Source organism: Ideonella azotifigens (assembly GCF_006519715.1).
In the GTDB taxonomy this organism is placed as follows: Bacteria; Pseudomonadota; Gammaproteobacteria; order Burkholderiales; family Burkholderiaceae_C; genus Ideonella; species Ideonella azotifigens.
This window is the reverse complement of the sequence record NZ_VIDT01000092.1, coordinates 1-12913: the sequence shown is the minus strand read 5'-3', so window position 1 is coordinate 12913 and position 12913 is coordinate 1. Positions and strand designations below refer to the sequence as shown.

Below are 12913 nucleotides of genomic sequence, written 5' to 3'. Positions count from 1 at the left end.
GCAGCTTTCTGCCGCTGGGCGGGCACAACCTGATCGAGGCCGCGGCCAATGGCTGCCCCATCGTGGTGGGGCCGTCGACCTTCAACTTCGCCGAAGCTGCGCAGCTGGCCCTGGCCGCTGGTGCGGCCCGGTCAGCCCAGGACGTGCCGCAAGCACTGGCCATGGCAAAAGACTGGCTGGCGCATCCGCTCGCATTGAGCGAAGCCGTTGCGCACGCCCAGGCCTTTGCTGCGCGGCACCGTGGCGCGGCAGCCAGGATGGCTGCTGCCATCCTGGCGCGCTGCTGAGCGGGCTTATTTCGCGAGCAGCGCGTTGGCGGCGGCGATGTCGCTCGGGTTCAGTTCACCCGAAGCCTGGCGCAGCTTGAGCTTGCCGAGGATCACGTCGTAGCGGGCCTTGGCCAGGTCGCGCTGCGTGGTGTAGAGCTTGGTCTGGGCGTTCAGCACGTCCAGGTTCACGCGCACGCCCACTTCGTAGCCCAGCTTGGTGGCATCCAGCGCCAGCTTGCTGGAGACCTCGGCGGCTTCCAGCGCCTTGATCTGCGCCATGCCGGACTGCACGCCGAAAAACGCGGTGCGCGTGCCCTGGGCCACGCCGCGGCGGGCGGCTTCCAGGTTGTTGACCGACTGATCTTCCAGCGACAGGGTTTCCTTGATGCGGTTCTGCGTGGCGAAGCCGGCGAACAGCGGCACCGTGACCGTCAGGCCGATGGCCGAGCTGCCGTTGTTGCCCTTGAGCGAGCCAGACGAGGTGTCGGTGTCCAGATGGCCCTTGGTGTAGCTGCCGGTCAATGCCACTGTGGGCAGGTGGCCGGCGCGGGCCTTGGAGGTTTCCAGCTTGGCCACGTCCAGCCCCAGGCGGGCTTGCTCGATGGTCGGGTTGTTGGCGTCTGCCGTGATGACCCATGGGTCTACCGACGCTGGCGCCAGCAGCGGCAGCACCACCGGCACGGCCAGCGGTCGCGGCTGCAGGTTGTCGCGACCGACCAGTTGCTCCAGCGCCACGCGCTTGACGCGCAGGTCGTTGTCGGCGGCCAGTTCCTGGGCCAGCGCCAGGTCGTAGGCGGCCTGGGCTTCGCGGGTGTCGGTGATGGTGGCGGTGCCGACTTCGAAGTTGCGCTGCGCCGAGGCCAGCTGCTCCTTGATCGCGGCCTTATTGGCGCGCACCGTGTCGAGCGCATCGCTGGAGGCCAGCACGTCGAAGTAGGCCTGGGCCAGGCGCACGATCAGGTCCTGCTCGGCGGCACGCAGCTGCGACTGGGCGATGACCACGGCCTTGTCGGCCTGGTCGATGGTGATGTCGTTGGCCCGGTTGAAGACGTTCTGCGAAGCCGACAGCGTGGCCGAGTGGGCGTTGGTCTCGCTGCTCTTGGGCGTTGTGTAGGGCGTGTCGCTGGTGCTGCGCGAAAGGCCGGCCGTCAACTGCACGCCGGGCAGGCGCAGCGCCATCGTCTGGTCGGCGCGGTACTGGGCCGAATCGGTCGCTGCGCGCACTGCGAGGTAGGTCGCGTCGTACTGATGTGCTGCGTCGTACAGGTCCTGCAGGCTTTGCGCGTGGGCACTGCCGGCCAGGCACAGGGCGGCCAGGGCCAGCGGCGACAACGCGCCCAGGCGGGGGCTCAACAGACGAACGCTAGAAAACGGCATGGTGCTTTCCTCAGGATGCGCGAGAGACAAGAGACAAGGGTGCGTACAGGGCCGGTGGGGTGTTCGGGGCGGCACGGCGCGGGCGCTGCTCAGTAGCGCGCCACGCCGGGGTCGACCTGGGTGGACCAGGCCTCGGTACCGCCGGCGAGGTTGTACACGTGTTCGTGGCCTTGGCGCTGCAGGAATGCGACGACTTGCGCGCTGCGCATGCCGTGATGACAAAAACAGACGATGGGCTGCAGCCCGGCAAGTTCGGCCAGCCGTGCCGGCACCTGGTTCATCGGGATGTGCAGCGTGCGCGCGCCGGCCACGGCCAGCGGCGCCAGCGCCACCTCCCAGTCCTCCCGCACGTCCAGCAGCACAGGCTGCCCGGTGGCTTCGGCGGCCGCTTCGGCCACGAAGGCGGGCAGGTCCTGCGCGTTCAAGCTGTTCATTGGCGTGCGATGCGTCCGGGAAAGCGGGTTCAGAAGTGGAAGCGGCTCGGCTCGGCGAAGTCGTCCAGGCGAGGCACCACGGTGTCGAACAGGTCGACCTTGGTGACGGCCGAAGCGCTGGTGCGGGTGCGCAGCGTGGCGCGCATCACCGGCTCTTCGCCTTCGACCGCCACCAGCCGGCCGCCGACCTTCAGCTGGTCCAGCAGCACTTGCGGAACGGCGGCCACCGAGCCGGACAGCACGATCACGTCGAACGGGCCTTCGGCGGCCAGGCCCTGGCTGCCATCGCCCTCGCGCACCGTCACGTTGGACAGGCCGGCGCGGCGCAGGTTGTCGGTCGCCATCTTGACCAGGGTGGGGCGGATCTCCATCGAGATCACGCGCTGCGCGCGGTGGCCCAGCAGCGCGGCCATGAAGCCCGAGCCGGCGCCGATTTCCAGCACCGTCTCGTGGCGCTGCACCTTGGCTTCCTGCAGCAGCCGGGCCTCGACGCGCGGCGCCAGCATCAGCTGGCCTTCAGGCAGCGGCACCTCTGTGTCGACAAAGGCCAGCGCGCGGTAGGCCGGTGGCACGAAGTCCTCGCGCTTGACGACGGCCAGCAGTTCCAGCACGGCGGTGTCCAGCACATCCCAGGGGCGGATCTGCTGTTCGATCATGTTGAAGCGGGCTTGTTCGATGTTCATGGCGTGTCCTGCAAAAGAGGCAAGGGCGAGCGAGCTGGACGCACTGCGCCGACTCGCTGGGTTGGCGGCACGGCCGCGCGGGTTAACCCTTCATTTTAGGCAGCTTCTCGGCCTGTATTTCAGCCGGCCGAGCCTCGGAAACCCGCGCTTGCGCAGCCGCTTGCAAATCGCCCTCCTGCGGCCTGCTCAGCCCCAGCAGCAGCAGTTCCAGGTGCTGGCGGATGAAGGCGCGCGGGTCCGACTGCGCCAGGTCCGCATAACCGCAGGCGTCCAGCGTGTGCTTGTGCATGCACATCATGATCAAGGGCATGACGATGCTGTGAACCGCCACGTCGATGCTGACCGGCCGGAACTCGCCGCGCTCGATGCCGGACTGCACCAGCCGCGCGATCACCGCGCTGCCGGGCTGCACCACATGCTCGGCGTAGTACTGGGCCAGCTCCGGGAAGTTGCGCATCTCCGTCAGCACCAGCTTGAAGACGCCGGAAGCCGGGCTCTCGAAGATCCTGACCCACCATTCCGCCAGCACATCGACCAGCATCTCGGTACAACTGCCGGTGTGCGCCTGGCGCACGCGTTCGCCTTCGGCGATCTCGGCTGCCAGCGTCTGCTGGATGACGGCCTTCAGCAGGTCTTCCTTGCTCGGGAAGTAAAGGTAGAGCGTACCCTTGGACACGCCGGCCCGGTGCGCCACCTCGTCGGAGCGGGTGGCGGCAAAGCCTTTTTCGACGAACAGCGACAGCGCCGCATCCAGCAATTCCTGGGGGCGGGCGTCTTTGCGGCGCTGGCGTTGGGACGGTTCGGACATGTTAATGACTGACTGGTCAGTAATCCTAGCAGGCTGGTTCCGCCCGTCAAGCAAAGGCTTGGCGCGAGCCGTGCTTAAGACGTGCGTCGACTCAGGGTTGTCCCGAGGCGGCGGGTATCATCCCGCCCGATTCGCGGGGTCCCCCCGCGCTAGCTCAAGGAGATGCACTTGGATTGGTTGCTGCTGCTGAAGGCCGCCGTGATGGGCGTGGTGGAAGGCCTGACGGAATTCCTGCCGGTGTCGTCCACGGGGCATCTGATCCTGGCCGGTTCGGTGCTGGGTTTTGAAGGCGGCAGCCTGACGCCAGAGAAGGTCAAGGCCTTCGAGATCTCGATCCAGACCGGTGCGATCCTGGCCATCGTGCTGGTGTATTGGCAACGCCTGAGCGCGGTGGTGCGTGGTTTGGGCACGGAGCGCAATGCGCGCCGCTTCGCATTGAACGTGCTGATCGGCTTCCTGCCGGCGGTGGTGTTTGGCCTGCTGATCGGCAAGAAGGTGCAGGAACTGCTCTTCACGCCGCTGATCGTCGCGGCCACCTTCATCATCGGCGGCTTCATCATCCTGTGGGCCGAGCGGCGCAAGAACGTGGTCATCCGCGTGGCCGAGGTCGAAGACATGACGCCCTGGGACGCGCTGAAGATCGGCCTGGTGCAATGCCTGGCCTTTGTGCCGGGCACCAGCCGCTCGGGCTCGACCATCATCGGCGGCATGCTGTTTGGCCTGTCGCGCAAGGCGGCCACCGAGTTCACGTTTTTCCTCGCCATTCCCACGCTGATCGGCGCTGGCGCGTACAGCCTGCTGAAGGTGCGCCACAGCCTGGTTGCGGCGGATCTTCCGCTGTTTGCGGTCGGCTTCGTGTTCTCGTTCATCGCCGCATGGGCTTGCGTGCGCTGGCTGCTGCGCTACGTCTCGACGCACAACTTCAACGCCTTTGCGTGGTACCGCATTGGCTTCGGGCTGCTGATCCTGATTACGGCTTACACAGGCGTGGTCAGTTGGACGGACAGTTAAGGTTCAGCGTCTGGTGAAAACGAGGTCCCAAACCCCGTGGCCGAGTCTGAGGCCGCGGGCCTCGAACTTGGTCAGCGGCCGGTAGTCGGGCTTGGGCGCGTAACCCTGCGCGGTGTTCGTCAGCGCCGGTTCGGCGGACAGCACTTCCAGCATCTGTTCGGCATAGGGCTGCCAGTCGGTCGCGCAATGCAGCTTGCCGCCCAGCGCCAGGCGGCTGGCCAGCAGTTGCACCAGCGGCGGCTGGATCAGCCGGCGCTTGTTGTGCTTCTTCTTGTGCCAGGGGTCCGGGAAGAAGATGTGCACGCCCGCCAGCGTGGCCGGGGCGATCATCTGCTCCAGCACCTGCACGGCATCGTGCTGCACGATGCGCAGGTTGCCCAGGCCCTGCTCGCCAATGCGCTTGAGCAGCGCGCCCACGCCAGGCGTGTGAACCTCAACCCCGATGAAGTCGGTGTCGGGCCGGCCAGCGGCGATCTCCGCCGTGGCCGCGCCCATGCCAAAGCCGATCTCCAGCACCAGCGGCGCCTGCCTGCCGAACACGGCCGCGGCGTCCAGCGGCTGGTCCTGGAACGGCAGCACGAAGCGTGGCCCCAGCTCTTCCAGTGCACGCTGCTGGCCGGTGCCCATGCGGCCGGCGCGCAGCACGAAGCTGCGGATGCCGCGGCGCGGCGTGGCCGATTCGTCGGCGGGCGAAGCCTCGTCCGAAGGGTGGTCGGCGGGTGGGTTGGGCAGGGCAGTCATCGCGTATCGAAAGGCGGCACGCCCGGAGGCCCGCCGCGAGGAAGGGGAGCGCATTTTGCCAGTGCTGATCTGCCCGTCGTGCTTGGGCGATGATGACTGCATGGCTGACGACCTGCACCAACTGAGCTTGAACGACCTGAAGCTGCTGAGCCTGCTGCTGCAGGAGCGCAGCGTGACCCGCGTGGCCGAGGCCAGCGGCCAGGCCCAGCCGGCAGTCAGCCGCAAGCTGCAGCGGCTGCGAGAGGTGCTGGCCGACCCATTGCTGGTGCGCAGCGGCGCGCGCCTGGTGTTGACCGAGCGGGCGCTGGGCCTGCGCGAGCCGCTGCGGGAAATCATGGCTCAGGCCGCGCGGCTGGAAGGTGCCACGGTGTTCGACCCGAGCTTGGCCGAGCGCAGCTTCCACATCGTCTGCTCCGACTGCCTGCCACCGGACTTCCTGCCCGGCGTGGTCAAGCGCCTGACTGCAGCCGGCCCGCGCATCGGCGCCCATGTGCGCCCAGCAGACCCTGCCTTCGACCTCGCGCAGGCGCTGGACGAAGGCGGCGTGGACCTGGTCATCAACAACGACCCCAAGCCGCGCGAGGACCTGCGCCTGGGGGCGCTGTTCACCGATGATGTGGTCTGCCTGATGCGCCGCGATCATCCGCTGGCGCAGGAGCGTCGGCTGCCGCTGGCGCGTTACCTGCGCATGCGCCACCTCGCGCCCTATACCGGCTCGCAGCCGCGCAGCGGACCGATTGACGGCGAGCTGGCCAAGACAGGCTACCAGCGCCAGATCGTCGCCACCGTGCCCGAGTTCAATCTCGCGCCGTTTGCCTTGCTGGACAGCGAACTGGTCTTCACCACCGCACGCCGCTTTGCCGAGCACTACGCGGCACAACTGCCGCTGGTGGTGGTGCCCGCACCCGCCGAGCTGCCGCCGATGCGTTTCTACCAGCTCTGGCACGAGCGCAACCATGCGAGTGCGGCCAGTCGATGGCTGCGCGAGCAGGTCAAAGCCCAAGTCAAAGGACAGGTGGGTCCATAACACTTGGGCCATGGCCTGTATGGCCTGGCTCGGCCTGTTGCCATGAGGGGTGGCTCCCTAGACTTTGATCCATCTCAAGGAGCCCGCCCATGCAACGCCGCCACTTCCTGCACCTGAGCACCGCCGCTGGCTTGGCCGGCTTGGCCGCGGTGCCGACCGCCCGCGCCGAGCGCGAACTGACCCCGCTGAAGTTCACGCTGGACTTCCGCATCAGCGGCCAGGTCGCACCGTTTTTCGTCGCGCTGGCCAAGGGCTACTACAAGGACGAAGGCCTGGCGCCCAGCTTCGACGTGGGCTCGGGCTCGGTGGCCGCCATCACCCGCGTGGCCAGCGGCGCCTACGACTTGGGCTTTGGCGACCTGAGCGCGCTGATGGAGTTCCAGTCGGTGCAGGGCACAGCCGCCAAGGTGCAGGCCGTCTACCAGTACTACAACCGCGCGCCGTTCGCGATCATCGGCCGCAAGGACCGCGGCATTGGCCCGGACTTCAAGAGCCTGGCCGGCAAGCGCATTGCCGCAGCCGCCGTCGAGTCCACCCGCCGCGCCTGGCCCATGGTCGCGCAACACGCCGGCATGAAGGCAGATGCCTTCGAGTGGGTCACCACCGACTTCTCGCAGCGCGACAACGTCATCGTGCGCGGCGACGTGGACGGCGCGACCTACTTCCACGACTCGGCGCTGTCGCTGTTCCAGCGCATGGCCCCGGCACAGCTTTCGGTGCTGGTGTTTGCCGACGCGGGCCTGAGCCTCTACGGCAACGCCATCCTGGCGTCGACCGAACTCACCAGCAGGAGGCCTGAGCTCGTCAAGGCCTTCCTGCGTGCGACCAATCGCGGCCTGCAGGAGACGCTGGTCGACCCCGTTGCTGCCATGGCTCACGTGAAGCAACGCGAGCCGATGCTGGACGAGAAGGTCGAGGTGCAGCGCTTTGGGATCACCGCGAAATACGTGGTGACGGCCGACACCCGCGAACATGGCCTTGGCGCCGTGCGGCCCGAACTGCTGAAGGCCCAGCTCGACGAAGTGACCCGCACTTTCGCGCTGAAGAACCCGCCCAGGCCGGAAGCCGTGTTCAACCCCACGTTCCTGCCGGCCGCTGCAGAGCGCATCGTCAAGGCCTGAGGTGAGCATGCAGCAGGACCTGCTCAGCGACGCCGACGGTACTTACCTGCGCCGCGCGATCGCCTTGTCCGCCGAGGCCGCCGCGCAGGGCAACCGGCCGTTTGGCGCGGTGATCGTCTCGGCCGATGGCCAGGTGCTGGCCGAGGCCATCAACAACAACGCTGCGACCGGCGACTGCACCGCGCATGCGGAAGTCAACGCACTGCGCCTGGCCTCGCCGCGCCACCCGCGTGCGCTGCTGGCGGGCGCCACCATGTACGCATCCGGCGAGCCCTGCGTGATGTGCGCCGGCGCGATCTTCTGGGCCGGCATCCGGCGCGTGGTGTTCGGCATCGACGCCGTCAGCCTGCGCGGTTTTCGCGTGCTGCAGGCCGGTGCCGGCGACCTGGAAATGTCATGCCGCGAAGTGCTGGCGCGCAGCCCGGAGCCGTGTGTCGTCATCGGCCCGGCGCTGCAGCAGGAGGCGGCGCTGCCGCACGAGGCGTACTGGCGGGTGAGCGCTGCCGCCAAGGCCGAAACACTGGAGAACACACGATGAACCCCATGCTCGACGAACTGAAGAGGGAGGCCCGCATGGGCGCAGTGGGCACCGAACGGCCACGCGAGGTGCGGGTGATCGACCTGGCCAACTTCGAACAGCGCCAGGCGGAGATTGCCGACCAGCTGTGGGACGCCGCGGTCGACGTGGGCTTTTTCCAGCTGGCCAACCACGGCATTGACCTCGCCGCCACGCGTGAGGCCTTCGAGATGACCGAGCGCTTCTTCGCACTGCCGGCCGAGACCAAGGCCCGCCATCCGCTGAAGAAAGGCCTGAACGCCGGTTGGGAAAGCCGCGCCCAGGTGCGGCCGTCCACCGGCACGCCGGACCAGAAGGAGTCCTACCAGATCACCCGGCCGCACATGGCCGGCCTGTGGCCGAGCGAGGCCGAGCTGCCGCAGTTCCAGGCCACGATGCTGGCCTTCGAGGCCAAGGCCTGGACCGTGGCAATGCAGGTGCTGTCCTGTTTCGCGTTGAAGCTGGGCTTCGCGGCGGACTTCTTCACCCGCGCCCATGACCCGGCCCGGCCCGGCTACCAGAGCACCTTGCGCCTGCTGCACTACTTCGCGGTCGACCCGGCGCAGCGCGCGAACATGGGCCTGTGGCGCGCCGGTGCCCACACCGACTTCGACTGCCTGACGCTGCTGTTCCAGCGCGCAGGGCAGGGAGGGCTGCAACTGCTGCCCGGCAAGGACATGGACTCGCAGGCCTGGACCTCGATCACGCCGGCCGACGAGCTGATCACCTGCAACATCGGCGACATGCTGATGCGCTGGAGCGACGACCAGCTGCCGTCCAACTTCCACCGTGTGCGCAACCCCACGCCAGACGAATACCAGGGCCCGCGCTACAGCCTGGCCTTTTTCGCCCAGGCCAACCGCGACGTGATGATCGAAAGTCCCGCCGGCAAGTACGCACCCATTTCCGCCGAGGACTACCTGCAGCAGCGCGTCAACGCCAACTTTGCGAAGTACTGAGCCTGACGCACGTCAAGCCCGAGGCGCCTGCCGGATCGCGTAAACTCACGGCCTTCGCGGGCGTAGTTCAATGGTAGAACTTCTGCTTCCCAAGCAGATAGCGTGGGTTCGATTCCCATCGCCCGCTCCAGACGACCCCACACAAAAGCCAAGGCCTCACCGCCTTGGCTTTTTTGTTGAGCAAGTGCGACCTTGGGTCAGCCCAGGACGGCTTCGTAGTCCTGACCACCGTAGAATATGCCGTGGATGAAGACGACCTCGCTTTGGTCGTCGGGTTCAAAGGCGATCACGGTGCTGCCGCGGAAGTGGGTGACCCTCATCCCAGGACGGATGTCATCACGGGCAACACCACCGTGGGGCAGGTTGCCAATCTCCTTCTTGCAGTGCTTGACGATGGCGGTGACGAAGTTCGCGGCGTTGACTGGCGATTTCGGTGGCCCTTCGGCGATGAAGTCCTCCAGGTCCGCGAGCTGCCGCTGGGCTTTCGGCAGGAACTCGACTTCGTAGCGGATCATCCTGCGGTACTCGCCTTTCTGCGTTGATCCAGCCGTGACAGCAACTCCTCGGCTGACACGCCACGGGTGCCGTTTTTCTTGCGATCATCGAAGGACGCGGCAACGTCCGTGAGCAGCCATTGCTCGACTGCCCTGTCTCGGGCGCGCAGCATGCGCAGGCCATCTCGAAAAACCTCGCTGTCGCTGGCGTACTCGCCGGAGGCCACCTTCTGGCTGACGTACTCAGCCAATTCGGGCGGGATCGAGATGCTCATCTTTCGGCTGATCTGAGACATGGGCGCCTCCTGAGTGGGTAGGAATAAATACTACCAGACGCGGGTCAACGCAGCTCATGTGGCGGCATCGTGCTGCGGCATGGATGCCTTCATGGGTCAAACCTTCAGCTTGCCCGGCTTGGTACCGTTGGAGGTGTTGCGCCAAGGCCTCGCAGCCAGGCCTGAAACCCGACCCTGCAAGCCATTTGCTTGGCCGCTTGAGCCAGGGCAAGGTGAGCGGCCTGCCGCTAGTGGTTTGTCCGACTGGGGTCGACTTTGAGCGCGCGCGTACAGTCACAGGCAACAAAAACGAACGGTCGTTCGTTTTGATCTCGAGTGTTTTAGGAGCTCCCGGATGCGTTTCCAGCGCCCCCTGTTTTTGCTGCCCGTGGTCGCTGCCGTGTTGGCCGGCTGCGGTGGCAGTACCGACGCGCCACCCCCGCGCGCCACGATTGTTCTGGCGCAGCTGGCCGGCCAGGCCACCACGGCCCAGATCGACGCAGGCACCACGGCCACCGGCCTGATCGGCCTGACGGGCGCCGCGGTCTGCAATGTGGACATCCGCTATGTGGTCTACCAGACCCGCGACCCGGCTGGCCAGCCTGCCACGGCCAGCACCGCGGCCTTTGTTCCTTCGGGCACCGATGCCAGCTGCACCGGCTCGCGTCCGGTGGTGTTGTACGCGCACGGTACGACGATCGAGAAGGCCTACAACATGGCCGACATCACCCACAACTCCGAAGGCAGCCTGGTCGCAGCGCTGCTGGCAGCGCATGGCTACATCGTGGTCGCGCCGAACTACCTGGGCTATGACGAGTCCGGCCTGGACTACCACCCGTACCTGAACGCCGAGAACAGCGCCATCGACATGGTCGACGGCCTGCGCGCCGCCAAGGCCTACCTGAACGAAGCCAGCGCGGTGAAGCCTTCGGCCCAGCTGTTCGTGACCGGCTACTCGCAAGGCGGCCACGTGGCGATGGCCACGCACAAGATCATCGAGCGCGACTACGCCAGCGAGTTCACCGTCACAGCCTCGGCGCCGATGTCCGGCCCGCACAACCTGGCCAAGTTCATCGCCCAGATCAACAGCGGCCCGGATGTTTGCCCCACGCTGGGCTCGTCCGACCCGAACTGCACGGTGAACGCCGGTGCCACGCTGTTCACGCCGCTGCTGCTGACCAGCTGGCAACGCTCCTACGGTGACGTCTACAGCGACGCCGCCAGCGTCTACCAGTTGCCCTATGGCGCGGCCACGGCCACGCTGCTGCCGACCAACAGCACGGCGGAAGAATTGTTGACGACCGGCAAGCTGCCCGCCGACACGACCTTCCGCAAGCTGTTTGGCACCGGAGGCTTGATCCAGGAGAGCTACCGCGCGTCCTACTTTGCCTCAGGCAGCGGCTTCGCGAAGGCCGCCGCGGCCAACACGCTGCTGGGCTGGACGCCCAAGGCGCCGATGGCCATGTGCTACAGCGCGGCCGATCCGACCGTCTATGCCTACAACACGACCGACATGCAGGCCGACCTCGCATCGCGCGGCGTGCTGGTGCCAGCACTTGATGTGCGTGGCGACCCGGCGACCATTGCTGGCACGCTTGGCAATTCTGCTGCACAGCTGGCCGGCGCTTTCCAGGTCAACAACCCTGCGGCAGGCACGGCAGTCGGCACGCCTGGCACGGAGAACGACCACGCAGCTGCGGCGCCATATTGCGCCACTTTCGTGCGCGGCTTCTTCGCCAACTTCGTCCAGTGAATGCCGAGCGCCAAGGATTCAAACCGATGACTTCCCGATTCCAATTCCCTTCGCTTTCGACCAGCCTGCGCGCAGCCGCGCTGGCCGCGCTGGCAGTGGCTGGCCAGGCCCACGCAGCCGATGCCGGCACCGGTTCCGGCAGCATGCTGGACGGCTGGACCTTCTACCTGGGTGGCGCCTACATCGACGTGCACGCCAAGTCCAGCCCGCTGAGCGGCACCAGCACCACGTTCCCAGATGGCAGCACCCACGCCGCGCGCTTTCGCATTGACGATGCCAGCACCGTCGGCTTTGGTCTGGTCTACCGCTTCAACAAGACCTGGAGCGGCGAACTGGCCCTGGGCCTGCCGGCCGAGCACAGCATCCACGGCGAGGACTTGCTCGAGTCCTTCGACCAGATCACGCTGGTCAAGCAGGCGCCACCGGCTGCCTTCCTCAACTACCATTTCCCCGAGGTGGCAGAAGGCGTGTCCTTCTTCGTCGGCCCGGGTATCAATTACACGCGCTTTCTGCGCGCCCGCAACACCGCTTCGGGCAATGCGGCGGCCGGTGGCGAGACCAAGGTCAAGCTGGATTCGTCCTGGGGCCTGGCGGGCCACGTCGGCGGCACCTGGCAGATCGACCGCAACTGGTCCTTCGTCGGCACGGTGGCCTACGCGCACGTCACCAGCACGCAGACCTCGACCACCCAGACCAACCTGGGCAACGGGCCGGTCACGGTCACGCACACCGCGAACATCAACTTTCGCCCGGTTGTTTATTCGCTGTCGCTGGGCTATACGTTCTGAGCTTTGCGCGCCGGCATGTCCGGCGCCTGCCCTGATGGTTCAACGCCGCGCATTGCCGCGGCGTTTTCCATGGGGGATCCGATGCGCTGAACAGCCGGGCCCACTCCGTGTTTTCCGTGTTCGCGGGGCCCTGGCTTCGGGCATCATGCACAGCGAACACAGGGATCTCTCATGTCCGCCACGCCTTTCCAGGTCTTTTGCCTCAGCCCCAAACTGCCCGATCTGATCACTTCGGGTTTCGGTCCTTTCGTGCTGCGCAGCTGCGCCACGCTGGACGCCTTGTCCGAACAACTCAACACCCAGGTCACAGACGGCAGCGAGATCGGCCCGGCCTTGTTGATCCACCTGCCTACCGCGGGCGGGCTGGACAAGCTGCTGCAATGGCCCGGGCTGGCGCGCGCGGTGATGGCCGCGGCCGTGCTGGTGGTGGCGCCCGAGCCGGCGCCAGTCACCTGCCTGAAGCTGCTGCAGGCGGGTGTGCGCGAGATCCTGTCCGAGCGCGAGGTCAATGACGAGATGATGGGCCGCTCGCTGCGCATTGCGCTGGAGCGCAAGCGCCAGGACGACGCCGCCCGCCGCGCCTACAGCATCGACCTGACGACCGGCCTGCCCAACCA

14 protein-coding genes, 1 tRNA gene and 2 pseudogenes are annotated in these 12913 nt (G+C 66.8%); 10 read left to right on the top strand and 7 right to left on the bottom strand.

The features are described 5' to 3' along the window. A pseudogene (locus FKP22_RS31895) lies at window positions 1-287 on the top strand (3-deoxy-D-manno-octulosonic acid transferase); the annotation flags it as partial. A 6-nt stretch (window positions 288-293) separates the two neighbouring features. Here the strand turns inward: FKP22_RS31895 and FKP22_RS08585 are convergent. The 4 genes from FKP22_RS08585 to FKP22_RS08570 all read right to left on the bottom strand — a co-directional run bounded on the left by FKP22_RS08585 (window position 294) and on the right by FKP22_RS08570 (window position 3571). Further along, entirely contained in the window at window positions 294-1646 is a 1353-nt protein-coding gene (locus FKP22_RS08585; protein ID WP_141286963.1) for a TolC family outer membrane protein, read from the bottom strand. 89 nt (window positions 1647-1735) lie between these two features. After that, window positions 1736-2080, bottom strand: coding sequence for a rhodanese-like domain-containing protein (locus tag FKP22_RS08580; protein ID WP_141286962.1), 345 nt, complete (start codon window positions 2078-2080; stop codon window positions 1736-1738). A 29-nt stretch (window positions 2081-2109) separates the two neighbouring features. Continuing rightward, on the bottom strand, window positions 2110-2763 hold the full coding sequence (locus tag FKP22_RS08575) for a protein-L-isoaspartate O-methyltransferase family protein (protein ID WP_141286960.1): 654 nt from the start codon (window positions 2761-2763) through the stop codon (window positions 2110-2112). Window positions 2764-2845: 82 nt separating this feature from the next. Further along, window positions 2846-3571 (bottom strand): TetR/AcrR family transcriptional regulator, encoded by a 726-nt coding sequence (locus FKP22_RS08570; RefSeq protein ID WP_141286958.1) that lies wholly within the window; start codon window positions 3569-3571, stop codon window positions 2846-2848. 168 nt (window positions 3572-3739) lie between these two features. On the opposite strand from FKP22_RS08570, the gene FKP22_RS08565 reads away from it, so the two are divergent. Further along, a complete protein-coding gene (locus FKP22_RS08565; protein WP_141286956.1) occupies window positions 3740-4582 on the top strand; it encodes an undecaprenyl-diphosphate phosphatase in 843 nt (280 codons plus the stop codon). A 3-nt stretch (window positions 4583-4585) separates the two neighbouring features. Here FKP22_RS08565 and trmB read toward each other — a convergent pair whose 3' ends face one another. Further along, complete coding sequence (trmB, locus tag FKP22_RS08560; protein WP_141286955.1) at window positions 4586-5323, bottom strand: tRNA (guanosine(46)-N7)-methyltransferase TrmB; 738 nt, start codon at window positions 5321-5323, stop codon at window positions 4586-4588. A gap of 100 nt (window positions 5324-5423) precedes the next feature. Here trmB and FKP22_RS08555 point away from each other — a divergent pair, with 100 nt between their 5' ends. From FKP22_RS08555 to FKP22_RS08535, 5 genes are all read left to right on the top strand, one after another. Beyond that, on the top strand, window positions 5424-6350 hold the full coding sequence (locus FKP22_RS08555) for a LysR family transcriptional regulator (protein WP_170200814.1): 927 nt from the start codon (window positions 5424-5426) through the stop codon (window positions 6348-6350). 89 nt (window positions 6351-6439) lie between these two features. Further along, complete coding sequence (locus FKP22_RS08550; protein WP_141286952.1) at window positions 6440-7471, top strand: ABC transporter substrate-binding protein; 1032 nt, start codon at window positions 6440-6442, stop codon at window positions 7469-7471. 7 nt (window positions 7472-7478) lie between these two features. Then, on the top strand, window positions 7479-8009 hold the full coding sequence (locus FKP22_RS08545) for a nucleoside deaminase (protein ID WP_141286950.1): 531 nt from the start codon (window positions 7479-7481) through the stop codon (window positions 8007-8009). Then, window positions 8006-8986, top strand: coding sequence for an isopenicillin N synthase family dioxygenase (locus FKP22_RS08540; RefSeq protein ID WP_141286948.1), 981 nt, complete (start codon window positions 8006-8008; stop codon window positions 8984-8986). Before FKP22_RS08545 ends, FKP22_RS08540 begins: the two co-directional genes overlap by 4 nt. Window positions 8987-9042: 56 nt before the next feature. Continuing rightward, window positions 9043-9116, top strand: a tRNA-Gly gene (locus FKP22_RS08535). A 67-nt stretch (window positions 9117-9183) separates the two neighbouring features. Here the strand turns inward: FKP22_RS08535 and FKP22_RS08530 are convergent. Beyond that, a complete protein-coding gene (locus FKP22_RS08530; protein ID WP_231012787.1) occupies window positions 9184-9501 on the bottom strand; it encodes a type II toxin-antitoxin system RelE/ParE family toxin in 318 nt (105 codons plus the stop codon). Then, window positions 9498-9755, bottom strand: coding sequence for a type II toxin-antitoxin system ParD family antitoxin (locus FKP22_RS08525; RefSeq protein WP_233446823.1), 258 nt, complete (start codon window positions 9753-9755; stop codon window positions 9498-9500). Before FKP22_RS08525 ends, FKP22_RS08530 begins: the two co-directional genes overlap by 4 nt. Before the next feature lie 355 nt (window positions 9756-10110). Here FKP22_RS08525 and FKP22_RS08520 point away from each other — a divergent pair, with 355 nt between their 5' ends. The 3 genes and pseudogenes from FKP22_RS08520 to FKP22_RS08510 all read left to right on the top strand — a co-directional run. Then, the gene (locus FKP22_RS08520) at window positions 10111-11508 is read left to right on the top strand and encodes an alpha/beta hydrolase family protein (RefSeq protein ID WP_141286945.1); all 1398 of its coding nucleotides are present in this window, start codon (window positions 10111-10113) and stop codon (window positions 11506-11508) included. A gap of 26 nt (window positions 11509-11534) precedes the next feature. Then, a complete protein-coding gene (locus FKP22_RS08515) occupies window positions 11535-12296 on the top strand; it encodes an OmpW/AlkL family protein (protein WP_141286943.1) in 762 nt (253 codons plus the stop codon). Window positions 12297-12467: 171 nt separating this feature from the next. Further along, window positions 12468-12913, top strand: a pseudogene (locus FKP22_RS08510) (hypothetical protein); the annotation flags it as partial.